The sequence below is a fragment of the Mesorhizobium sp. WSM4983 genome (genome assembly GCF_029625765.1).
In the GTDB taxonomy this organism is placed as follows: domain Bacteria; phylum Pseudomonadota; class Alphaproteobacteria; order Rhizobiales; family Rhizobiaceae; genus Mesorhizobium.
Window position 1 is genome coordinate 1 of sequence record NZ_JARTVM010000002.1, and the last position, 21,667, is coordinate 21,667.

Below are 21,667 nucleotides of genomic sequence, written 5' to 3' on the forward strand. Positions count from 1 at the left end.
CGGCGGCATGAAGGCGCGGCCCTTCTCATAACCGCGCCTCAGCGCCTTGCCGTCGACGGCCACCACGCCACGCGGTGCGCCGAGCCCAAGCTCACGCCGCAATGCCGCCATGAAGGCGCTCAGCGCATCCGACAACTCCTGCGGATCAAGAAGCCGAAACACCCGGCTGAAGGTGTCGTGGCTCGGGCACCCATGCTTCAGCTCGATGAACTCTTTCAGCTCCTCTTCGCGCCCCTCTGCGAACTCCGCAATATCCACACAGCTTTTGGCCCCGCACAGCGTCGCCGCCAGCGCCAGAAACAGAAGTTCAGCAAGATCATGCCGCGCGTTGATGTCGCGCGGATCGCGAACTGCTTGCAGGATCGACAAAACAAGCCGCACTCGGGCCTCCTCTGCTACGAGAAAGCCTCTCAAGAATCCTTCTTTTGCGGCTTGGCAATAGCCAATCAACTTATCTGCGATTCCCCTGCCCTCGAGGGGGGAGACCCGGCGCGCGGCGCCCTCAATGATGAAATCTGCAAAGTCCATTTCCGCGATCCTTCACGAGCGGAGATCTGTTCCACAAGCGAGCCCCGGCGGGCGATGTCGCCCACGCCGGTTGATCTGAAGGCTCGCGCCTTCAGATCACGTAGGATCGGAGAGGCTCGAAGCCGTTGAAGGCGACCGACGAATAGGTGGTCGTGTAGGCGCCGGTACCTTCGATCAGCACCTCGTCGCCGATGGTGAGCGACAGCGGCAGCGGATAAGGCGTCTTCTCGTAGAGCACATCGGCCGAATCGCAGGTCGGGCCGGCGAGCACGCAAGGCGCGGTCTCCGATCCGTCGCGCGGCGTCACGATCGGATAGCGGATCGCCTCGTCCATGGTCTCGGCGAGGCCCCCGAACTTGCCGATGTCGAGGAACACCCAGCGCACATTGTCATTGTCGGCCTTCTTCGAGATCAGCACGACTTCCGACTTGATGACGCCGGCATTGCCGACCATGCCGCGACCCGGCTCGATGATCGTCTCGGGCAGCGCGTTGCCGAAATGCTTGCGCAGCGCCGAGAAGATCGCCTGGCCATAGGCCTGCGCCGCCGGCACGTCCTTCAGGTAACGGGTCGGGAAACCGCCGCCCATGTTGACCATCTTCAAGACGATGCCTTCCTCGGCGAGCGTGGCGAACACCTTCTTGGCATCGCCCAGCGCGCGGTCCCAAGCCGAGAGATCGGTCTGCTGCGAGCCGACATGGAACGACACGCCATAAGCGTCGAGGCCGAGCGCCTTGGCATGTCGCAGCACATTCACCGCCATTGCCGGCACGCAGCCGAACTTGCGCGACAGCGGCCATTCGGCACCCTCACCGTCGGTGAGCACGCGGCAGAACACGCGCGAGCCCGGGGCGGCGCGGGCGATCTTCTCGACCTCCTCAACGCAATCCACGGCGTAGAGGCGGATGCCGAGCTGGTAGGCGCGCGCAATGTCGCGCTCCTTCTTGATGGTGTTGCCGAAGGAAATGCGATCCGCCGGCGCGCCGGCATCCATCGCCATCTCGACCTCGGCAACCGATGCGGTGTCGAAGGACGAGCCCATCGCAGCAAGCAGGCGCAGGATCTCCGGCGCCGGGTTTGCTTTCACCGCATAGTAGATCTTGGAATCGGGCAACGCCTTCTCGAAGGCGCGGAAATTGTCGCGCACGACATCGAGGTCGACGACGAGGCAGGGACCGTTCGGACGTCGGGCGGCGAGAAAGTCAAGGATGCGCTGGGTGGCCATCGAGGTCTCTCCATCTGCGCCTTTCGGCGCGCACAAAGGCTGCGGGACGCGGGCGCTCGGCCTCGCGAACTCGCGGTGGACAAAGGCGGGACGGAAAATCCATGGAACCAGCCGGTGGAGACCCCGGAACCACGGATCGCCGTCTCGCGGCGGTGAACCTGGCCTTGCCCGGCCTCGGTTCGCTTTGTCTGCCTTGGCTTGGATGGGAGGACCCGTCCGCACTGCCGGCAATGAAGGTGTGCCTCTTCAGTAACCCCGGTCTTTGGACGACCGGCAGACACCAGAAAGGCCCGCACCGTCGTTGCTTCAAGGTGTCCTCGGTCTTGTGGTTGGCCACTGACCGACTGGAGGGGTTGGCTCCAGTTACCTTACCGATTGCCCTCACCATTCGAGGATCGGCGGACACCCACAGGCACGTGCGACTTTGGGCAAGCGCGATATAAGAGCGAAGGGTTTCACAATCAATAAAAATCGTCAGCGCCGGTTGTAAAAATTGCGGCATCGAACAATGTTTGTGGACCGTATTCGGAAATCGAACAATGCCAGGCACCGACGGCCCTCTCAACGCCTTCCTCGATCTGCGCCAAATGCCCGTGGCCAATGCGGAATTTGGCCCGTTGGCCGGCCTGCGCCTAGCCGTGAAGGACATCTATGACGTCGCCGGCTATCGCACCGGCTGCGGCAACCCGCGCAAGTTCGAACAGGCTCACGCCGCCTCGCGGACGGCCGAGGCTGTGCAGTTGATTCTCGATGCCGGTGCGCGATTCGTCGGCAAGACGCAAACCGACGAGCTCGCCTTCTCGCTGTTCGGCCAGAATTCGCATTTCCCGTTTCCGGTGAACGCAGCCGCTCCGGATCGCGTGACCGGCGGCTCCTCGTCAGGTTCGGCGGCAGCGGTCGCCGGCGGCCTTGCCGACATCGCCGTCGGCTCCGACACCGGCGGCTCGATCCGCGCGCCGGCGAGCTTCTGCGGGTTGATCGGGCTGCGCACCAGTCACGGCCGGGTATCGCTCGAGGGCGCCATGAAGCTCGCGCCGAGCTTCGACACCTTCGGCTGGTTCGCCGGCGACATAGAAGCTTACGAAATGGCCGGCAAGCTTCTGCTCGGACGCGATCCACACCAGCATCCGCTCAACCGCCCGCTGTCGATCGGCTGGCTCGATGCCTTTGTTTCCGGGCCGACGGAAGCCGCCGAATATGCGCGGATGAAGGCACAGGCAGCAGCCGTCCTCGGCGAGCCGACCGAAACCGAACACGCCTTCGCCTCCTCCCCGGATGATCTCTACTGGTGCTTTCGTCGACTGCAGGCCTTCGAGGCCTGGCAGGTGCATGGCGGCTGGATTTCGGCAGGCGATCACGGGCTGGGTCCGGGTGTCGACGAGCGTTTCGGCTTCGGCCGCACGATCGATACAAAGACGGTCGAAGCCGAAACGGCGCGTCGGGCAGCCTTCCGTTCCGAGTTCGGCAAGCTGCTCGGCAACGACGGCTTTCTTGTTCTGCCGACCGTGCCGGGCGCAGCGCCACTGAAGACCAGCACGCCGGAGCAGTTCCAGGCCTATCGCGAAAGGGCGCTGCATCTTTTGTGCCTGGCCGGGTTGTCGGGCTTCCCGCAGATCACCTTGCCGCTCGGTTCCGTCGACGGCGCGCCCTTCGGCCTGTCGCTGCTCGGCCCTTACGGCAGCGACGTCGCCCTGATAGGGCTCGGCCGCACGATTCTGGATGCGGCCCGAAAGGTCTGATCATGGATACATTGACCCGCATGCGCGCCTTCATCGACGTCGTCGAGGCCGAAGGCTTCTCGGCCGCCGCGCGCAAGATCGGCCGTTCCAAGGCGCTGCTGTCGAAATATGTGCGCGAGCTCGAGGACGAGCTCGGCGCGCTGTTGTTGAACCGTACCACGCGGCAGTTCTCGCTGACCGAAGCCGGTCACACCTATTATCAGCGCGCCTCCGAAATCGTGCGCGAGGTCGACAGCCTCGCCGATGCCGTGCGCGAATCTTCCGGCGACGTGCGCGGCCGCATCAAGCTCTCGGCTGCGCGCACCTTCGCCGACGCGCCGATTGGCCAGTCGCTGATCGATTTTGCCAAGCAACATCCGGACATCGTTCTCGACATCCATCTCGACGACCGCTTCGTCGATCTGGTCGAGGAAGGCTTCGATGTGGCCGTGCGCATTTCGCGGCTGGAGAACTCGTCGCTGATCGCGCGGCGCCTCGGGCCGTTTTCGATCAAGCTCTGCGCGTCGCCGGACCTGCTCGCAAAGCATGGCACCCCGACCCGCCCGCAGGATCTTTCCAACATGCCCTGCATCGTCGACACCAACGGCCGCTCTTTAGCCAACTGGCGCTTCAAGGGAGACGGCGAGGATTCGGTGAGCGTCACCGTGTCGGGGCCGATCGAGGTCAACAGTCCGATGGCGGCGAGAGCAGCCGCCGTGTCGGGCCTGGGCTTCACCATCCTGCCGGATTTCATCGCTGCGCCCGAAGTCGCGTCGGGCAAGCTGGTGACGGTGCTCGACGACCGCATCCTCTCGGGCAGCGGCATCTTCGCGGTCTATCCGCATCGCCGCTATTTGCCCGCCAAGGTCCGTGTCTTCGTCGATTTCCTGGTGCACTGGTTCAGGACGCGCGACGCTGCGTGAAGCACGTCCCCCGAAGGTGGGAACCGTTTTCGGCACAAGGACATGCGCAGAATCAGACCTAAAAGCGCATCGGGCGAATCTGGAAAAAGCGCGACGCTCTCCGAGAGCGCGTCCCAATTTCGCCCCCTTTCTGTTAACTCTCGGAGCCCACTCCCAAAGTCGATGGAATCGCGGCCCGGAATGCACTTGAAACGGCAAGCAACCATACTGGCTTCGGCAATTGCGGCCACCTTTGCCACGGTAGAGCCGGCCCAGGTGCACCCGCACGTCTTCGCCGAGGCTCGCCTCGACGTCATCCTCGGCGCGGATCACCAAAGTGTGACGGCGCTGCGCCACCTTTGGCGCTTCGACGATCTGTTTTCGAGTACAGTGATGATGGAGTTCGACAAGAACTCCGATCTGAAGCTTGACGACAAAGAGCTCAAGGAAGTGGCCGACACCGTCCATTCCTCGCTGGCCGAGTTCAACTATTTCCAGCTGGTCACGCAGGACGGCAAGGACGTGCCCATGGTCCCTCCGCCGCATCTGATGGCGAGCTTCGACAACGACCAGCTGATCATTCTGTTCGAGTCGCAGCCGAAGACGCCGATCAAGCTCGCCGGCAAGATCGACATCGGCGTCTACGATCCGACCTTCTACACGGCGATCGACTTCACCGACGACGCCAACCTCACCGTTGAGGGATTGCCCGCGAATTGCACCAAGAAGGTGATCCGTCCCGATCCGGACGAAGCGATCAAGGAAAACCAGAAGACCCTGACGGAAGCCTTCTTCAACGATCCGACGGGCACCGACATGAGCAAGATCTTCGCCACCAAGCTCGAACTGAACTGTCCGCCGGAAGGATAATCGGTGATGAAACCGTCGCTGCGCTTGGCGCTCGGCCTCGCGGCCGCCACCTTGGTCATGACGCATTTACCTGGCGTCGCCCATGCCCAGAGCTCGCTCGGCATCGGCACCAATGACGGCATGGCGCCGAGCACGACCGGTCCGTTCGCCCATATCCTGATGTGGATCAATCTCAGGCAGCAGGAATTCTACCATTCGCTGGCGGCCGCGATGAAAGCCATGCGCCAGGACGGCAGCAAGCTCTGGCTTCTGGTCGGCCTGTCCTTCGCCTACGGCATTTTCCACGCCGCCGGGCCCGGCCACGGCAAGGCGGTGATTTCGTCCTACATGGTCGCCAACGAAGTGGCGCTGAAGCGCGGGATCATGCTGTCCTTCGTCTCGGCGCTGCTGCAGGGGCTGACCGCGGTCGTCGTCATGATGCTTGCCTATTTCGTGCTGCGCGGCACGGCGGTGTCGATGACCGACGCGGCATGGTTTCTTGAGATCTCCAGTTATGTGCTGGTGACGCTGTTCGGCGCCTGGCTACTGTGGCGCAAGGCGGGCCCGGCCATTCTTCGGCGGTTCGGCGCCGGTCCGGCCTACAGCCTGTCGGCGGCCCATGCCGGCCACTCGCGTGGCGGGCACTCGCATGCTCACGCGCATGCCCATGCCGGTCATTCCCACTCCCATTCGCATTCCGCGCATGCCCACTCGACGCACTCGCACGCGCATCACGACCATGATCATGCCGCGCATTCGCATGCGCACAGCGATGAGGCGACTGATCACAAGGCGCATGATCACGACCACGCGGCGCACGACCATGCTCACGCTGGGCATCATCACCACGGCCCGGGCGAAGTCTGCGACACCTGCGGCCATTCGCACGCGCCGGATCCGGCGCTGCTTTCGGGCGATCGCTTCGACTGGAAGACCGCCTGGTCGGCGGTGGCCGCCGTCGGCATCCGCCCTTGCTCCGGCGCGCTGATCGTGCTGAGCTTCGCGCTCCTCAACGGCCTCTGGCTCGGCGGCCTGCTCTCGGTGCTCGCCATGTCGATCGGCACCGCGATCACCGTCTCCGCGCTGGCGACGATCGCGGTGACGGCCAAGAACTGGGCTGTCTATTTCGCCGGCGACGGACGCATCGGCAACCGCATCCATTCGATCGTCGAGATCGGCGGCGCCGCGTTCATCTTCCTCGTTGGCCTGCTGCTCTTGTCGGCCAGCCTGACGGGCGGCGTCTGAAGCCGACCGGAACTGTCACCCGATCTTTCCGTCGAGTTCGTCCTCGATATGGGCGCGGATGATCTCGTCGAAATTCTTCTCGGCGACAAAACCCAGTTCCCGCGAGCGGCGCGCCTCGAAGCGCGTCGGCCAGCCTCTGACGATCGCCCAGATCGTTTCGTCGGGCTGCTCGCGGATCCGTTTGACCACCTCGGCGCCGGCTATGCGCGCGAGCGCTTCGATCTGCTCGCCGACCGTGACGGCCACGCCGGGCATGGTGAGATTGCGCCGCGGCCCGACCTTATCGCCATCGATTTCGGCCGCATGGATCAGGAAATTCACCGCCGATCGCGGGCTGGCATGCGTGTGCAGCACCGAGCGCGGCACCGGCAGGATCGCCTCCTGGCCGCTGAGCGGCTCGCGGATAATCCCTGAGAAGAAGCTCGACGCCGCCTTGTTCGGCCTGCCCGGCCGCACGCAGATGGTGGGCAGCCGGATGCCGATGCCGTCGAAGACTCCGCGCCGCGAGTAGTCGGCAAGCAGCGCCTCACTGATCAGCTTCTGCGTGCCGTAGGAGGTGAGCGGCGTCGGATGGAACTCGTCCGGGATGACATCCGGGAACGGCGCGCCGAACACCGCGATCGACGAGGTGAAGACAAGGCGCGGCGCGAAGCCCGCCACCCGCACCGCGTCGAACAAAGCGCGCGTGCCGTCGAGATTGACGCGGTAGCCGAGGTCGAAATTGGCCTCCGCCTCGCCGGAAACGATGCCGGCGAGATGGAAAATCACGTCCGGGCGGGAAGCAACGAGCTTGGCCGTCGCACCGGGCGTGGAAAGATCGCCGGTGTGGATCGAGACATCGACTCCGGCGAGCGTCGGCGCCTGCGGCGGCACGATATCATGCAGATCGAGCGCGGTTATTTTGCGCCCGCGCAGCACACCGTCCTTGGCCAGCCTTGCGATCAGCTTGCGGCCAACCATTCCTGCCGCGCCGGTGATCAGAATTCTCATTTCAGCGACCTCTCTTGCGCTGGCTGCGTCCGCGCAGCCAGAAGACGACGAACAGCGCCACAATGAACATTGCTGCGACGATTGCCGCAAGCACCGTCGAGACCTTGCCGGCGGCCAGCATGATGGTCGGCAGGAAATAGGCGGCGAGGCCGAACAGGAGCAGTATGCAGGCCGCGGCGATCGCCGCGTTGCGCGTCTCGCGATCCATCACGCGCCGTCCCTCGATCCGAAGCTCATCACCGGCTCAGTGATAGTGGCGGCGATCGCGAGGCGCATCATGCGCATGGTCGTGATCATGGTGATGATCGTGCGTGTCATGGCTGTCGGCGCACAGGCCGAACTCGGGCTCCACCGTTGCATGATCGATCCCGTGCTTCGCCGCAAGCCGCTTCTTGATGGCGCTCACCGCATCATGTGGATCGACGCCGTCATTCAGGCAGGCATGCAGCGTCGCCATGTTGCTGGTGCCGTCGAGCGACCAGACATGCATGTGATGCACCTCCCGCACGCCCTTGACCGCGGCTTCCAGATCCTTGGCGATGAGATCGCGATCGAGGCTTGCCGGCACGCCTTCGAGCAGCACATGGGCGGCCTCGCGCATCAGCGACCACGCCGTCGACAGGATCAGCAGCGCCACCAGCACGGAGAGGATCGGATCGATCGGCGTCCAGCCGGTGGCGAGAATGATGAGGGCCGCAGCGATTGCCGCGGCCGAGCCAAGCAGGTCGCCCAGCACATGCAGTATGGCGCCGCGCATGTTGAGGCTCTCGCGGTCGCCGCCATGCAGCACGAAGAAGGAGGCGACGTTGACCAGCAGGCCGGCGACCGCCACCACCAGCATCGGCCCGCCCAGCACCGGCGCCGGTTGCATCAGCCGCGCCCAGGCCTCGTAGACGATCCAAAGCGCGATGACGAAGATGGCGATGCCGTTGGTGTAGGCGACCAGCGTCTTCACGCGAGCGAAGCCGTAGGTGAGACGCCCGGTGGCGGGACGTCCGGTGAGATGGAAGGCATACCAGGCGAGGCCGAGCGCGATCGCGTCCGCCAGCATATGGCCGGCATCCGCAAGCAGCGCCAGCGAGCCGGTGAGCCAGCCGCCGAGCGCCTCCGCGATCATGAAACCGGCTGTCAGGCAGCCCGCGACGAGAACGCGCTTCTTGTCGGTCGACCCGTGCACGTGATCGGCGCCGTGGCTGTGGGCGTGTGAGCCGTGATCATGCGCCATCGCGCAACTCCTGCTACGCGCCGGATTCGGCGCGGAAATCCTCGAGCCGTCGCTTTTGGCGGCCCTCGCCATCGAAATTCGCCGGATCGAGCCAGGCCTCATAGGCCTTGCGCAGCGCCGGCCACTCCTTGTCGATGATCGAATACCACGCCGTATCGCGGTTTTCGCCCTTCACCACAAGATGCTGGCGGAAAATGCCTTCGAACTTGAAGCCGAAACGTTCCGCCGCACGTTTCGACGGCTCGTTGCGGTTGTTGCATTTCCATTCGTAGCGGCGATAGCCGAGCTCGTCGAAGGCATATTTGGTGAACAGGAACTGTGCTTCCGTCGCCTGCGGCCTGCGCGAAATCAGCGGCCCCCAATAGATGTTGCCGATCTCGATGACGCCGTTGGCGGCATCAATGCGCATCAGCGTCTGACGTCCGGCGATCTTGCCGCTCGGCTTGTCGATGACGGCGAAGAACAGCGGATCCTCGCTCGCCTCGACTTTGTCGAGCCATGGCTGGAAGGCGGCGCGGTTCTCGGGCGGATAGTCCGGCAGCCAGGCGAAGCGGCCTCCGGCATCGGGCACCGACGACGCCTCATAGAGCCCGTCGCCGTGCTTTGACGCGCTCAGTGGCTCGAGCCGGACATAGCGGCCTTCCAGCGCCTTGCGTTCGGGGCGCGGGCGTGGCTGCCAATTCTTCAGATTTTCCGACACCGAAAGCTCCAATCCGTTTGACTTTTCCTGGCGCACGCTCACAAAAACGCTCGCCCACAGAAAGAACCACAGGGACGGGAAAAATGCTCCACACCATCGCGGCCTTCGATCGTCTCGGCGAGGAAAATGCTTTTGCGGTGCTCGCGCGGGCAACGACGCTTGCCCATCAGGGCCGCGACATCATCAACCTCGGCATCGGCCAGCCCGACTTCAAGACGCCGCAGCATATCGTCGAGGCGGCGATAAAGGCGCTGCGCGACGGCCACCACGGCTACACGCCTGCCAACGGCCTTTTAGCCACTCGCGAGGCCGTCGTGCGCCGCACGCTGACCACCACTGGGGTCGAAGTATCACCCGAGAGCGTGATGATCCTGCCCGGCGGCAAGCCGACCATGTTCGCCGCGATCCTGATGTTCGGCGAGCCGGGGGCGGAGATTCTTTATCCCGATCCCGGCTTTCCGATTTATCGCTCGATGATCGAGTTCACGGGTGCGGCTCCAATCCCGGTGCCGATCCGCGAGGAGAACGGCTTTGCCTTCTCGGCGGAAGAGACGCTGGCGCTGATCACGCCGAAGACGAGGCTGCTGATCCTAAACTCGCCCGCCAATCCGACCGGCGGCGTGACCGCGCGGGACGAGATCGCCAAACTCGTGAAGGGGTTGGAGAAGCACCCTGAGGTCGCGATCCTCTCCGACGAAATCTACGATGTCATGACCTATGACGGCGAGACCCACTGCTCGCTGCTCAATTTTCCAGAACTCCGCGACAGGCTGATCGTGCTCAACGGCTGGTCCAAGACCTGGGCGATGACCGGCTGGCGCATGGGCTGGTCGATCTGGCCAAACGGCGAAAAGGGGGCCTATCTCTACGACAAGGTGCGCAAGCTGGCGGTTAACTGCTGGTCCTGCGTCAACGCGCCGAGCCAGTATGCCGGCATCGCCGCGATAGACGGCCCGCAGGACGATGTCGAAAAGATGATGCTCGCCTTCGACAACCGCAGGAAGATAGTGGTCGAAGGGCTGAACGCGCTCCCCGGCATTTCCTGCATCACGCCGAAGGGCGCCTTCTACGCCTTCCCCAATGTTTCGAAGACCGGCTGGAAGGCCAAGAAGCTTGCCTCGGCGCTGTTGGAAGATGCCGGCGTAGCGCTGATCGGCGGCCCCGATTTCGGCGTGCTCGGCGAAGGCTATGTCCGGCTTTCCTACGCCAATTCCGAGGAGAACATATTGCGAGCGCTGGAGCGGATCGAAGGGTTCTTAACGAAATAGAGCCTCAGCCCCCTCACCCGCGGCCGACAAACGGCATCTTCGTCGCCATCACCGTCATGAACAGCACATTGGCGTCGAGCGGCAGGCTCGCCATGTGAAGGATCGCGTCGGCGACGCGCTGGACATCCATAACCGCTTCGGCGGCGATGGAGCCGTTGGCCTGCGGCACGCCGACGGTCATCGCCTGCGCCATCTCGGTCAGCGCATTGCCGATGTCGATCTGGCCGCAGGCAATGTCATAGGGCCGGCCGTCGAGCGCCAGGGTCTTGGTCAGGCCGGTGATGGCATGCTTGGTCGCCGTGTAGGGCGCTGAGCCCGGCCGCGGCGCATAGGCCGACACCGAGCCATTGTTGATGATGCGCCCACCCATCGGCTTTTGCCGACGCATGACGCCGAAGGCGGCACGGGCGCATAGGAACGAGCCGGTCAGGTTGACGCCGACGACATCGTTCCAGACCTCGACCGGGATCTCGTCGATCAGCGTCGACTTGTAGCCCATGCCGGCATTGTTGAAGAGCAGGTCGACGCGCCCGAACGCCTCCACCACTGTCTCGAACATGTCGTCGACTTCGCCGGCCTTGCTGATGTCGCATGCAACGGCAAGCGCCCTGGCGCTGGTCTTCCCGGCCTCGGCGATCGCCTCCTCGAGCAGCGTCTTGCGGCGGCCGCAGAACACGGTGTTCCAGCCTGCCTTGAGCAGCGTGGTGGCGACGCTCTTGCCGATGCCGGTGCCGGCGCCGGTTACGATGGCTGTTTTCTCTGTCATGGCGGTCATCGTCCTCGCTCCCCGTACTGCTGGAAGAAGACGTGGCATCGCAAATGACGGAGGGCGTGGCAAGCGGCTATTGTCGGCAAGAAAGCGGAGCCGACAAAAAGGGCGGTCATTGGCGACCGCCCCTCATCTGAACCGCGCTTGGGAGGAGGATAAGCCGGTCCGACTGGTTAGAATGATGCGCTTGCTGGGTTAACGAAAGATTAACGGCCAGCAGCACGTCCCATGCGCGTTTACCAACCGGCAATTTCAAGCCGGCGCCTTCGCCGCCGAGACCGTCGCCTCGACATGGTCGACCAGCGCGTCCGGCAGGCCGAGGCGGCCGGCTAGCAGGTCGAGATAGCCGCGCTCCGTGCGGGTGTCGGGATCGATGGTAAGGCGCGAGGCGGTGTAGAACTCAACCTTCTGCGCATCGGTCTTGGCGCCGGTGATCAGGACGTCGAGATCGAGCGGGCGTTCAAGCTCATCCAGCAGAAATTTTTCCGCTTCGGCACCGATGCCGGCGAGCTTGAGCTTGTCGGCGATTTTCTGCCGCTCCTCGTCATCGACATGACCGTCCGCCTTGGCTGCGGAGATCATCGCCCGCACCAGGGTCAGCGTGAATTCGGCCTCGCCCTGCGGCGCCTGCGAGGGATGGAAGGCGGTGTCCTTGGGCGGCGGCAGCAACTCGGGCTCGCCGGCCACCGGTTCTTGTGCCGGCACATTGCCGGCCTTGTAGTTCTGGTAGGCCTTGTAGGCGAGGCCGCCAATGGCTGCCAGGCCGCCGAGCTTCATGGCAGCGCCCGTCACCTGTCGACCGGGGCCGGTGCCGAGCAGCACCGCCGCCAGCGCGCCGGCGGCGAGCGGATTGTCCTTCGCCATCTGCACCGCCTGCCCCGCCTTGTCGCGAACGGTCGATCCCGTGCCGGGAATTTGCGAGCCGAAAAGGTCGTCGAGCAGCTTCTTGGGGTCGAGCATCAATGCCTCCAGAATTGGCCCGGCCGAATGCGCCCGGGCGGGGTTTCGGATCGGCAAGACGTAGGCCCCGCGCATTGACATTACAATGAACGGGCGGATGATTTGACGAAACCTGGGCTGCTCAGCTTCCGATGTGGCGCTTGGCGCCCCGCGCATGCGCGAGTTCCACCTGGCGATGGCGCTCGGCGTAGCGCGCGCGGTCCTCGTCCGAGCGCGCTTCGAAGCAATGCGGGCATGAGACGCCGACCATATATTTCGGCGAGAGCCGGTCCTCGACGGTGAGCGGATGGCGGCAGGCGCGGCAGAGTTCGGCTTCGCCCTCGGCCAGGCCATGCGACACCGATACCCGCTCGTCGAAGACGAAGCATTCGCCCTGCCACAGGCTCTCTTCGGCCGGCACCTCTTCGAGATATTTCAGGATGCCGCCCTTAAGATGGAAGACCTGCCTGAAGCCCAGCGACTTCACGTAAGCGGTCGCCTTCTCGCAGCGAATGCCGCCGGTGCAGAACATCGCCACCTTGCGGCCTTCGAGCTCCTCGCGGTGCTCTTCGACCCAGCCCGGGAACTCGCGAAAGCTGGCGGTCTTGGGATCGACCGCGCCCTTGAAGGTGCCGATCCAAACCTCGTAGGCGTTGCGCGTGTCGATGACCAACGTGTCGGCGTCCGAGATCAGCGCGTTCCAATCGGCCGGCGCGACATAGGTGCCGGCGCTGCTCGCCGGATCGAGATCGTCGACGCCCATCGTGACGATCTCGCGCTTCAGCCGCACCTTCATGCGGTGGAACGGCATCTCGGCGGCGGTGCTGTATTTCACTTCCAGGCCGGCAAGCGCTTCGATCGCCTCCAGGTGATCAATAAGCGCGGCGATCGCTTCCTCGCTGCCGGCGACCGTGCCGTTGATACCCTCATGCGCCAAAAGCAGCGTGCCCTTGATGCCGCGTCCACAGCAGAAGGCGGCGAGCGGCGCGCGCAACGCTTGGTAATTGTCGAGCCGCGCAAACTTGTAGAGCGCGGCAACGCGGACCGGCTGAGTTTCCTTGGTTGTTGTCATGCCCATGCCACTAGACCGTGCTGAAAGCCGTTTCAAGGCAGAGCGGACAGGCCGCGTGACATTGCGACACGCCCGCCTTCGTGGACTCGGAATACCCCTTCTGCTAATCGGTTGAAATCGACCGAAACGGAGAGACAAACCAATGACCAGCAAGACCGAAAAGCTCCTGTCGCTCCTCAACGGCCAGCCGGTCATCCCGGTGCTAAAGATCGCCAATGTCGCCGACGCCGTGCCGCTCGCCCGCGCTCTGTCGCGCGGCGGCTTGAGGGCGATCGAGATCACGCTGCGCACCGCCGATGCGCTAGAAGCGATCCGCCGCGTCGCGGCCGAAGTCGAGGATGCGGTTGTCGGTGCCGGCACCATTCTCGATGCCAAGCAGTTCGACGAGGCGGCACGCGCCGGCTCGAAATTCATCGTCAGCCCCGGCATTACGGGCCAGCTTCTCGACGCGGCCAACGACAGCCCCGTGCCGCTGCTGCCCGGCGCCATCACCCCCGGGGAGATCATGGCCGCGCGCGAAGCCGGCCTGCGCTTCCTGAAATTCTTCCCGGCCGAACAGTCGGGCGGCATTGCATCGCTGAAGGCCTTCGCCTCGCCGCTCGCCGACGTGAAATTCTGCCCGACCGGCGGCATAACGGCCAAGAACGCAGCCGACTATCTGAGCCTCCCCAACGTCATCTGCGTCGGCGGCTCGTGGGTTGCGCCCGACGAACTCATCAAGGCCGGCAAATGGGATGAGATCGAAGCCCTGGCGCGCGCGGCGAGCAAGCTCGCCTAACGCAATTCCAGGAAGTGTGGGCACCGGTTCTTCCGTCCGGATCGTGTAAAGAACCCCTGGAGCGGTTCAGCGGTCTATCAAACGCTGAACCGCTCCAGGGCTGGACATGCGGTCAGTGGCAGACCTTGACCTTCTCGACGACCTTGCGGTGGTGAACCCAATGGGTGACCACCTTGGTTCTGCAGTGATGCTTGCCGGTCTTGACGATAACGGTTTCGGCCTGCGTTGGAGCCACGGCAGCCGATGCCGCGGCCAGAGCGAGAACTGACGCCAATAGAATCTTCTTCATGAATATCCTCAGTTTGGAACGAACGCATCCTAACCCGAAAAAGCGCGGCCCGTTCCGGTCTCACGAGAAGTTTAAGCGTGCGTGATGGCATGCCGGTGCGGGCCGAAAACCAGCCGCCGGCTGGTTCCCGCTCATGGATTCGAACCACGATTCACGCCTTCAAAGGGCGCTGTCCTACCGTTAGACGAAGCGGGAAAAGACCACGCGGGAAACCCGCGCCGTTCAAACTATGCTGCCGTGATAAAAAGCAAAAGCCGCGCTGTTGTTCAACGCGGCTGTTGCGGCACTGGCAGGCTCGTTATTTCGTCTGGAAGCGGGCGACCGAAAGGAACTTCACCGCGTTGCCGGTGAACCGGCTGGCGTCCGGCAATTGCGCATCCGTCTGGAAGCCGGCCGTGTAGACCTCGCTCGGCGGCGTGTGCACGATACTGTAGGCATAGCGCGGTGCCGTGGTCGGATCGGAAACGGTGGCGATGTTGTCGCCGCTGCCCAGCGCCCAGCGCGCTGCCTGCGGCGGCGTTGCCACCACCATTGCCTTCGGGCCGGGCTTCAGGTCGTTGGCGGACGCCCTGGCCTCCTTGCGCGTCGTCTTCACGCCGGCGCCGATCGCCTGCGCCGGATCGGTGCCGGCGGGGCGTGCGGCAATGGCTTGACGCGGCGAAGCTGCATCGAGACCCGACGGATCGTTGAATGCCGAGCGTGGCTCCGGCGCAGTCAGCGAAGCGACTTCGTATTCGGCCCCACTCGAGCCGGCCACGGTGGTCGCGCTGGCCTGCTCGAGCACCGCTTTGATCTCATCCGGCTTGCCCGTGTCGGGCCGCGCGGTCGGCAGCACCGAGAAGGCATCGGTCGCGCTCTTGTCCTGCGAGGCGGTTTCCGCCAGCGCCAGAAGCACGCCCTTGTCCTTGGGCGCAAGTTCCCTCGGCAGATCGGGCCGCCTCGTCGGCAGCGGAACATTGTTGAACGCCCCCTGCGCGGGATCGGCTGCGGCCTGCGCCGCGCCGGCGGCCATGCCGAACGGTACGTTGGCCGGAGCATGCGCCGTCGCCACCGCCTGCTCAGCCGTGGCCGAGGCGTCCGCCACGGCGAACGGCACGTTTTCAGCCGCCTGCTGGCCGACATCGGCCTTGGGCCTCGGCGCGAAGGCGGGCAGAGGAACCTCCTTCGGCGGCAGCGCGGCAATGATGGTTTCGGGCGTGTCCTGCTGCGGTTGCGAATCGTCCGAGCTGTCATCGGCGATCTGCGGGATGTTGGCGCGCTTGGCATCCTGCGGCGAGACGATCGCGATGCCCGGCAGGCTGCCGCTGTTGCCGCTGTTGGCGGCCGCCACCTGCTTCACAGCTTTCGGCTGGGGTGCGGGTTGGGCGCTCGCGACATCGGCGCTGTCGTCGGCCTCGTCGTCGCCGCCGCCGAACCAGGCCGCAAACAGTCCGCCGGACCGCTTGGTCGAGCCGCCGGCGCTGGCCAGCTCGATATTGGGGGTGCCGGCGCCCTTGCGCGCCTTGTAGGCGGCCAGAGCCTGCTCATAGCCAGGCAGCGGCCGGCCGTCGCTCGGCACGTGCAGCGTCTTGCCGTTCGGGAACAGGCTGACCAGTTCCTGACGGCTGATACCCGGCCAGTGGCGGACATTGCCGACATCCATGTGGACGAACGGAGAACCGGAATTCGGATAGTAGCCGACGCCGCCGCCCTGCATCTTCAGGCCGATGTTGCGCAGCTTCTTCAGCGGCACGCCGGGGATGTAGAAGTCCATCGCCTTGCCGAGCATGTGCTGGCTTTTCTCGGCGACACCGCGGCTGCGGCTGCGCAGCATCGAATTGGTTGACGGCGAGCGATAGCCGCAGACCACCTGGATGTAGTCGGTCGCTCCGCTTTGCCGATAGGCTTCCCACACCAGATCGAGCAGCCGCGGATCCATCTTGGTCGGCTCGTTGCGGCGCCAGTCGCGCAGGATGATGTTGATCTTGCGCAGGCCTGCGGGATCGTAGCGGCCGTTGCGCTTGTAGACGATCTCGGCCTTTTCGTGCGTGTGCAGGTGATAGAGCTTCAGCGAACGGACTTCGGCTTTCGCGCCGGAAGCGGCTGCCGAGAGGAACCCGACGGCCAAAATCACAAACGTCAGCCACCTTGGCCAGACGCTCATGTGAAAATGCCGCCCGTTCGTGTGTCGTTCGACTTGGTTCAAATCAAAAGGCCTTGCAGGCTGCCGTTTGTCCCCGGATTTGCCCAAACGGATGCGTGGTTCTCACATCCGAATATCGATCCTAATGGTTAATCATCGCTTATTGGAGCCGAAATGCGGTAACACCGTGGCGATATCCCGTCAAAAATGATGCACCACGTTTCGTGGTAAATCGCTGGTTTAGATCGAGAATTCGGCTTTGGCCCAAACACAATCTGTTACCGATTGCGTTAAATGCGTGATCGCGAACACGCAAGCGACTGAAAAAGCGCCTTCAGAAACGAAAAACCGACGATTTAAGTCGGAATATAAACCGGTAGGCTGGGCTGGGCTTGCGTCTCAAGAGGCAAGTCGATCAAGCCGACCCGCTTCGGGGTCAATGCCATATTCCTTCAACTTGCGGTAAAGCGTAGAGCGCCCGATGCCGAGGCGGCGCGCCACCTCGCTCATCTGGCCGTTATAGTGGTCGATCGCAAGCTTGATCATCTCGAACTCGACATCGGCCAGCGCCCGCACATTGCCGCGCTCGTCCAAGGCCCTCAGCGTGCCGAATCGCGGCTGCAGCCGCGCCCGCGCCTCGGCCTCGTGCGAACCTGCCGCCGCTCCATTAGAGACGGCCTGATCGCCCGGCTGCGGCTCGTCCGCGACCGGTGCCACGGCAGTCGCAGGCTCGGCATCGAGCTTCACCGTGCCTTCGACCTGCGCGCGGATCTGTGGGAATTCCTCTTCGGTCAGCAATTCGCCTTCGGCGAGCACCGACGCCCTGAACACCGCATTTTCCAGCTGGCGGATGTTGCCCGGCCAATCGTAGGCCTGCAGCATCGCCAGCGCTTTGGCCGATATGCCGGTGAGACGATGACGCGGATCGGCCGGCGCCACCTTCTCCATGAAATGCCTGACCAGATGGGGGATGTCCTCGCGCCGGTCGCGCAGCGGCGGCACGAAGATCGGATAGACGTTCAGGCGATAAAATAGGTCCTCGCGGAATTTGCCGTCCTTGACCTGCTGCAAAAGATTCCGATGCGTCGCCGAGATCAGCCGGATGTCGACCTTGACGGTCGAACGGCCGCCGACCGGGTCGACCTCGCCCTCCTGCACGGCGCGCAGCAGCTTGACCTGGACGTCGAGCGGCAGGTCGCCGATCTCGTCCAGGAACAGCGTGCCCGAATGCGCCTCGACGAATTTGCCGGTGTGCTTGTCCGTGGCGCCGGTGAAGGAACCCTTCTCATGGCCGAACAGGATCGATTCCACCAGATTGTCGGGGATGGCGCCGCAATTGACGGTGACGAAGGGTTTCGAGCGGCGGTCGCCGCTGCCCTGGATGGCGCGCGCCACCAACTCCTTGCCCACCCCCGATTCGCCCTCGATCAGGATCGGGATGTTGGAGGCCGCCGCCTTCTGGCCGAGCCGGATCACCCGGTCCATCGCCGGGCTGCGGGTGATCAGATCCTTGAAGGTGAGATGGCCGCCGCGACGCCGCGACGTGCGCTTCACCTCATCCTCGACCGCTTCGACCTTCAAAGCATTGGAAATCGAGGTCTGCAGCCGGTCGGGCGAGGCCGGCTTGACGACGAAATCGAAAGCGCCGTGGCGCATGGCCGAGACAACGGTTTCGATGCCGCCCTGCGCGGTCTGCACGATGACCGGGAGATTGATGGCGCGCTCGCGCATCGCCTTCAGCACGCCGATGCCGTCGAGACCGGGCATGACCAGGTCGAGGATGACGACCGACACATCGCGCGCCTTCGGTCCGTCCAGCACATCGAGACCCGCCTCGCCGCCGTCGGTGACGATGGCGCTGTGGCCGAATTTCGTGACCGCCGCCTCGAGCAGCCTGCGCTGCACGGGATCGTCATCGACTATGAGTACGGAACCTGTCATGACTCTTTGAATTATCCGCCCGATAAATCCCCATGGATCATCTTGGCACAGGGTTCTAAATAAGGTTTCAAAAAACCCGGTGAACGAATTCCTTAGGATTTGACCGGCTTCTCCTTTCCCGTTGATTCGAAGAAGGTATTGTCGATGCGCATGATGTTTGGTCAGCGGCTTGCGGCGACGGCGTCTGGCCAGGCCGCGGCGGAACTTGGCGATCTGCCGGAGTGGAATCTCGCCGATCTCTATTCCGGTATGGAAGCGCCGGAGCTGAAGCGTGACATCGCCCGGGCGGCAAGCGACGCCATCGCCTTCGAGGTCCGCTGGAAGGGCACGTTGGCCGCCGAAGCCGAGCGTGGCGCCGCCGGCCGGCTCGGCGAGGCGCTGAAGGCCTACGAGGCGCTGGAGGAACTGATCGGCCGCATCGTCTCCTATGCCGGGCTTGTCTATGCCGGCAACACCGCCGATCCGCAGCGCGCCAAGCTCTATGGCGACATCCAGGAGAAGATGACGGATGCCAGCGCGCATCTTTTGTTCTTCGCGCTGGAGCTCAACCTGATCGACGACGCGGTGATCGAAGCAGCACTCGCGGCCGACCCGGCCTTCGCCCACTACCACCCCTGGGTGCTCGACCTCAGGAAGGACAAGCCGTACCAGCTCGAGGATCGGGTCGAGCAGTTGTTCCACGAGAAGTCGGTCACTGGACGCGGCGCCTGGAACCGCCTGTTCGACGAGACGATGACCGATCTGCGATTCGACGTCGATGGCGAGGAGCTGACGCTGGAGCCGGCGCTGAACCGACTGCAGGACGCGGATGGCGAAGTGCGCCGCCGCGCCTCCGAGGCGCTCGCCGCGACCTTCCGCAAGAACCTGCGCACCTTCACGCTCATCACCAACACGCTGGCCAAGGATAAGGAGATCTCCGACCGCTGGCGCGGCTTCGAGGACATCGCCGATTCGCGCCATCTCGCCAACCGCGTCGAACGCGGCGTGGTCGATGCTTTGGCCGCGGCCGTGCGCGAAGCCTATCCGCGCCTGTCGCACCGCTACTATCAGATGAAGGCGCGCTGGCTCGGCATGGACGTCATGAACCACTGGGACCGCAACGCGCCGCTGCCCGAGACCCCGCAGTCGGTGATCCGCTGGGACGACGCCAGGGACACGGTGCTGTCAGCCTATCAGCGTTTCTCGCCGAAGATGGCGGAAATCGCGCGGACCTTCTTCGACCGCAAATGGATTGATGCGCCGGTCAGGCCGGGCAAATCGCCCGGCGCCTTCGCCCACCCGACCGTGCCTTCGGCGCATCCCTACGTGCTCCTCAACTACATGGGCAAGCCGCGCGATGTGATGACGCTGGCGCATGAGCTGGGCCACGGCGTTCACCAGGTGCTGGCCGCCGGCCAGGGCGCGCTGATGGCGTCCACCCCGCTGACGCTGGCCGAGACCGCCTCCGTCTTCGGAGAGATGCTGACCTTCCGCTCGCTGCTCGACCAGACCTCCGACAAGCGCGAGCGCAAGGCCATGCTCGCCCAGAAGGTCGAGGACATGATCAATACCGTCGTGCGCCAGATCGCCTTCTACGAGTTCGAGCGCAAGGTGCATGCCGAGCGCCGCAACGGCGAGCTGACCTCGGACAGGCTGGGCCAGTTCTGGCTTGAGGTGCAGGCTGAAAGCCTGGGGCCGGCGATCAAGTTGCGCGATGGCTACGAGGTCTTCTGGACTTATATCCCGCACTTCATCCACTCGCCCTTCTACGTCTACGCCTATGCCTTCGGCGACTGCCTGGTCAACTCGCTCTACGCCGTCTACCAGAACGCCGAGCGCGGCTTTCAGGAAAAGTATTTCGAGATGCTGCGCGCCGGCGGCACCAAGCATCATTCGGAACTGCTGGCGCCCTTCGGCCTCGACGCCACGGATCCGGCCTTCTGGCAGATCGGCCTGGGTGTGATCGGCGCGCTGATCGACGAGCTGGAGGCGCTCGACAAATGACGGGTGCTCGCCTGGCGGCATAGACCGGGAACAGTTTGGCCGGAACGCATACTTGTGCTGTTCTTGAATAACTCTGCCCGCACTTTTCAATTAGCTTTGCGCAGGCCGTGTGCTAGCGTAGACCCCAAGCTCAACCGGACGCGACAGCAAGGCCGGAGGCGGCCCTAGCGTTGCTTCAGCGAGAGCGATAGCGGCCGTCGGGCCGCAGCCGGAGGAGGGCCAGCCGCCAGCGATTGGAGGGGCGGTTCCGCCCAGCGCGCGGAACGATTGACGATCCCTGCGGCAAGGCCGCCGTTTGCGACCGCGGCCCGATCGGACTGGAGAGGGAAATGAGCACTTTCTTCTATATGCTCCTGGCGTTCGTTGTCGGTGTCCTGGTTGGCTGGTTCATCTGGGGCCGCCTGCGTGGCGAGCTCGACAGCCTGCGCGGCGAACTCGGTCGCGCCAAGAGCGAACGCGACCGGTTTAGCGCCGATACCTACCGCCTGAGCGGCGAGCTCGACGCATGCGGCCGCAGCCGCGCCGATCTCGAACGCAAGCTGCGCGAAGCGCCGACCTCTTCCGCCAAGGCGGGAACCGACAAAGCCTCCGCGCCGGCGCCTGCGGCGCTGATGTCGACCCCGACCCCAGCCAGATCCTCATCTGCAAGACCGTCAGCGGCAAAATCGGCTTCGACCAAATCCGCCGCGGCCAAGCCGGCAGCGGCAAAGACGGCCGCCGCGGCGCCAAAGAAGGCGCCGGCTCCGAAGAAAGCCGCCGCCCCGAAGGCGACCACCGGCAAGGCGGACAATCTGCGCCGCCTGATCGGCATCGGCCCGGTCAATGAAAAGCTGCTCAAGGCGCAGGGCGTCACGTCCTATGCCCAGATCGCCGCTTGGACCGATGCCGACGTCAAGCGCGTCGAGGAGGTGCTCAATTTCGACGGCCGCATCGCGCGCGAGAAATGGATCGAGCAGGCGAAACTGCTGGCCGCGGGCGACGAGGCCGAATTCGCTAGCCGATTCCCCACGGCGGCGACCTCGAACAACAACTGATCTCGCTGTGTCTTCCCAGCGCAGGCGGCGTCCATTGGGCGCCGTTTTTGCTTTGGACCAGATGCCTTTACGCCCTCCGACGCCGCTCTC

At 64.3% G+C, this 21,667-nt stretch carries 20 protein-coding genes and 1 tRNA gene; 8 read left to right on the forward strand and 13 right to left on the reverse strand.

All coding sequences use genetic code 11. The annotated features are described in order from the left end of the window. Both P9254_RS07300 and odc2 read right to left on the reverse strand, forming a co-directional pair. On the reverse strand, positions 1-528 hold a 528-nt coding region (locus P9254_RS07300; RefSeq protein WP_278103875.1), incomplete at its 3' end, for an ISAs1 family transposase. A 91-nt stretch (positions 529-619) separates the two neighbouring features. After that, positions 620-1,753: an ornithine/lysine decarboxylase gene (gene odc2 / locus P9254_RS07305; protein ID WP_278053010.1), complete on the reverse strand. Its 1,134-nt coding sequence runs from the start codon at positions 1,751-1,753 to the stop codon at positions 620-622. A gap of 539 nt (positions 1,754-2,292) precedes the next feature. Here odc2 and P9254_RS07310 point away from each other — a divergent pair. The 4 genes from P9254_RS07310 to P9254_RS07325 all read left to right on the forward strand — a co-directional run bounded on the left by P9254_RS07310 (position 2,293) and on the right by P9254_RS07325 (position 6,467). Continuing rightward, positions 2,293-3,492 (forward strand): amidase, encoded by a 1,200-nt coding sequence (locus tag P9254_RS07310; protein WP_278053011.1) that lies wholly within the window; start codon positions 2,293-2,295, stop codon positions 3,490-3,492. A 2-nt stretch (positions 3,493-3,494) separates the two neighbouring features. Further along, complete coding sequence (locus tag P9254_RS07315) at positions 3,495-4,394, forward strand: LysR family transcriptional regulator (protein WP_067002475.1); 900 nt, start codon at positions 3,495-3,497, stop codon at positions 4,392-4,394. A 180-nt stretch (positions 4,395-4,574) separates the two neighbouring features. Beyond that, positions 4,575-5,243: a DUF1007 family protein gene (locus P9254_RS07320; RefSeq protein WP_127241513.1), complete on the forward strand. Its 669-nt coding sequence runs from the start codon at positions 4,575-4,577 to the stop codon at positions 5,241-5,243. Positions 5,244-5,249: 6 nt separating this feature from the next. Next, positions 5,250-6,467, forward strand: coding sequence for a nickel/cobalt transporter (locus tag P9254_RS07325; RefSeq protein ID WP_278053012.1), 1,218 nt, complete (start codon positions 5,250-5,252; stop codon positions 6,465-6,467). A 15-nt stretch (positions 6,468-6,482) separates the two neighbouring features. On the opposite strand, the gene denD is transcribed toward P9254_RS07325, so the two are convergent. Genes denD through P9254_RS07345 form a run of 4 tightly spaced genes read right to left on the reverse strand, consistent with a single transcriptional unit; the run spans position 6,483 to position 9,382 of the window. Beyond that, a complete protein-coding gene (gene denD, locus P9254_RS07330; RefSeq protein ID WP_278053013.1) occupies positions 6,483-7,457 on the reverse strand; it encodes a D-erythronate dehydrogenase in 975 nt (324 codons plus the stop codon). A gap of 1 nt (position 7,458) precedes the next feature. Then, positions 7,459-7,665, reverse strand: a complete 207-nt coding sequence (locus P9254_RS07335; RefSeq protein ID WP_278053014.1) for a hypothetical protein — start codon at positions 7,663-7,665, stop codon at positions 7,459-7,461. A 36-nt stretch (positions 7,666-7,701) separates the two neighbouring features. After that, positions 7,702-8,682 (reverse strand): cation diffusion facilitator family transporter, encoded by a 981-nt coding sequence (locus tag P9254_RS07340; RefSeq protein WP_278053015.1) that lies wholly within the window; start codon positions 8,680-8,682, stop codon positions 7,702-7,704. Between the two features lie 13 nt (positions 8,683-8,695). Further along, positions 8,696-9,382 carry a GNAT family N-acetyltransferase gene (locus P9254_RS07345; protein ID WP_127243376.1) on the reverse strand — a complete coding sequence of 229 codons (687 nt, stop codon included), beginning with the start codon at positions 9,380-9,382 and terminating at the stop codon, positions 8,696-8,698. A gap of 83 nt (positions 9,383-9,465) precedes the next feature. Here P9254_RS07345 and P9254_RS07350 point away from each other — a divergent pair, with 83 nt between their 5' ends. Further along, the gene (locus P9254_RS07350) at positions 9,466-10,650 is read left to right on the forward strand and encodes a pyridoxal phosphate-dependent aminotransferase (protein WP_278053016.1); all 1,185 of its coding nucleotides are present in this window, start codon (positions 9,466-9,468) and stop codon (positions 10,648-10,650) included. A gap of 13 nt (positions 10,651-10,663) precedes the next feature. On the opposite strand, the gene P9254_RS07355 is transcribed toward P9254_RS07350, so the two are convergent. From P9254_RS07355 to trhO, 3 genes are all read right to left on the reverse strand, one after another. Next, positions 10,664-11,416, reverse strand: a complete 753-nt coding sequence (locus P9254_RS07355; protein WP_278053017.1) for an SDR family oxidoreductase — start codon at positions 11,414-11,416, stop codon at positions 10,664-10,666. Positions 11,417-11,671: 255 nt separating this feature from the next. After that, a complete protein-coding gene (locus tag P9254_RS07360; protein WP_278053018.1) occupies positions 11,672-12,379 on the reverse strand; it encodes a tellurite resistance TerB family protein in 708 nt (235 codons plus the stop codon). Between the two features lie 121 nt (positions 12,380-12,500). Next, positions 12,501-13,430: an oxygen-dependent tRNA uridine(34) hydroxylase TrhO gene (trhO, locus tag P9254_RS07365; protein ID WP_127241522.1), complete on the reverse strand. Its 930-nt coding sequence runs from the start codon at positions 13,428-13,430 to the stop codon at positions 12,501-12,503. A 142-nt stretch (positions 13,431-13,572) separates the two neighbouring features. Between trhO and P9254_RS07370 the strand changes: the two genes are divergently transcribed. Beyond that, positions 13,573-14,208: a 2-dehydro-3-deoxy-phosphogluconate aldolase gene (locus P9254_RS07370; RefSeq protein WP_127241523.1), complete on the forward strand. Its 636-nt coding sequence runs from the start codon at positions 13,573-13,575 to the stop codon at positions 14,206-14,208. A gap of 112 nt (positions 14,209-14,320) precedes the next feature. Here P9254_RS07370 and P9254_RS07375 read toward each other — a convergent pair whose 3' ends face one another. The 4 genes from P9254_RS07375 to P9254_RS07390 all read right to left on the reverse strand — a co-directional run bounded on the left by P9254_RS07375 (position 14,321) and on the right by P9254_RS07390 (position 18,560). Continuing rightward, a complete protein-coding gene (locus P9254_RS07375; RefSeq protein WP_082980697.1) occupies positions 14,321-14,497 on the reverse strand; it encodes a hypothetical protein in 177 nt (58 codons plus the stop codon). Positions 14,498-14,618: 121 nt separating this feature from the next. After that, positions 14,619-14,692 (reverse strand) — tRNA-Gln (locus tag P9254_RS07380). 103 nt (positions 14,693-14,795) lie between these two features. After that, on the reverse strand, positions 14,796-16,640 hold the full coding sequence (locus P9254_RS07385; protein ID WP_278053021.1) for a DUF882 domain-containing protein: 1,845 nt from the start codon (positions 16,638-16,640) through the stop codon (positions 14,796-14,798). A 378-nt stretch (positions 16,641-17,018) separates the two neighbouring features. Then, positions 17,019-18,560 carry a sigma-54-dependent transcriptional regulator gene (locus P9254_RS07390; RefSeq protein WP_127324715.1) on the reverse strand — a complete coding sequence of 514 codons (1,542 nt, stop codon included), beginning with the start codon at positions 18,558-18,560 and terminating at the stop codon, positions 17,019-17,021. A gap of 144 nt (positions 18,561-18,704) precedes the next feature. Here P9254_RS07390 and P9254_RS07395 point away from each other — a divergent pair, with 144 nt between their 5' ends. Continuing rightward, entirely contained in the window at positions 18,705-20,543 is a 1,839-nt protein-coding gene (locus tag P9254_RS07395) for a M3 family oligoendopeptidase (RefSeq protein ID WP_278053022.1), read from the forward strand. Between the two features lie 329 nt (positions 20,544-20,872). Then, positions 20,873-21,577 (forward strand): NADH dehydrogenase, encoded by a 705-nt coding sequence (locus tag P9254_RS07400; RefSeq protein ID WP_067325955.1) that lies wholly within the window; start codon positions 20,873-20,875, stop codon positions 21,575-21,577. The last annotated feature ends 90 nt before the right edge of the window (positions 21,578-21,667 follow it).

Excerpts from the sequence above, each read along its gene's own strand:
- P9254_RS07315 (WP_067002475.1), top strand. The coding sequence starts at position 3,495 with ATGGATACATTGACCCGCATGCGCGCCTTCATCGACGTCGTCGAGGCC.
- P9254_RS07400 (WP_067325955.1), top strand. The coding sequence starts at position 20,873 with ATGAGCACTTTCTTCTATATGCTCCTGGCGTTCGTTGTCGGTGTCCTG.
- P9254_RS07335 (WP_278053014.1), bottom strand. The coding sequence starts at position 7,665 with ATGGATCGCGAGACGCGCAACGCGGCGATCGCCGCGGCCTGCATACTG.
- P9254_RS07310 (WP_278053011.1), top strand. The coding sequence starts at position 2,293 with ATGCCAGGCACCGACGGCCCTCTCAACGCCTTCCTCGATCTGCGCCAA.
- trhO (WP_127241522.1), bottom strand. The coding sequence starts at position 13,430 with ATGACAACAACCAAGGAAACTCAGCCGGTCCGCGTTGCCGCGCTCTAC.
- P9254_RS07395 (WP_278053022.1), top strand. The coding sequence starts at position 18,705 with ATGCGCATGATGTTTGGTCAGCGGCTTGCGGCGACGGCGTCTGGCCAG.
- P9254_RS07320 (WP_127241513.1), top strand. The coding sequence starts at position 4,575 with ATGCACTTGAAACGGCAAGCAACCATACTGGCTTCGGCAATTGCGGCC.
- P9254_RS07390 (WP_127324715.1), bottom strand. The coding sequence starts at position 18,560 with ATGACAGGTTCCGTACTCATAGTCGATGACGATCCCGTGCAGCGCAGG.
- P9254_RS07375 (WP_082980697.1), bottom strand. The coding sequence starts at position 14,497 with ATGAAGAAGATTCTATTGGCGTCAGTTCTCGCTCTGGCCGCGGCATCG.
- P9254_RS07370 (WP_127241523.1), top strand. The coding sequence starts at position 13,573 with ATGACCAGCAAGACCGAAAAGCTCCTGTCGCTCCTCAACGGCCAGCCG.
- denD (WP_278053013.1), bottom strand. The coding sequence starts at position 7,457 with ATGAGAATTCTGATCACCGGCGCGGCAGGAATGGTTGGCCGCAAGCTG.
- P9254_RS07350 (WP_278053016.1), top strand. The coding sequence starts at position 9,466 with ATGCTCCACACCATCGCGGCCTTCGATCGTCTCGGCGAGGAAAATGCT.
- P9254_RS07360 (WP_278053018.1), bottom strand. The coding sequence starts at position 12,379 with ATGCTCGACCCCAAGAAGCTGCTCGACGACCTTTTCGGCTCGCAAATT.
- P9254_RS07385 (WP_278053021.1), bottom strand. The coding sequence starts at position 16,640 with ATGAGCGTCTGGCCAAGGTGGCTGACGTTTGTGATTTTGGCCGTCGGG.
- P9254_RS07355 (WP_278053017.1), bottom strand. The coding sequence starts at position 11,416 with ATGACAGAGAAAACAGCCATCGTAACCGGCGCCGGCACCGGCATCGGC.
- odc2 (WP_278053010.1), bottom strand. The coding sequence starts at position 1,753 with ATGGCCACCCAGCGCATCCTTGACTTTCTCGCCGCCCGACGTCCGAAC.
- P9254_RS07340 (WP_278053015.1), bottom strand. The coding sequence starts at position 8,682 with ATGGCGCATGATCACGGCTCACACGCCCACAGCCACGGCGCCGATCAC.
- P9254_RS07325 (WP_278053012.1), top strand. The coding sequence starts at position 5,250 with ATGAAACCGTCGCTGCGCTTGGCGCTCGGCCTCGCGGCCGCCACCTTG.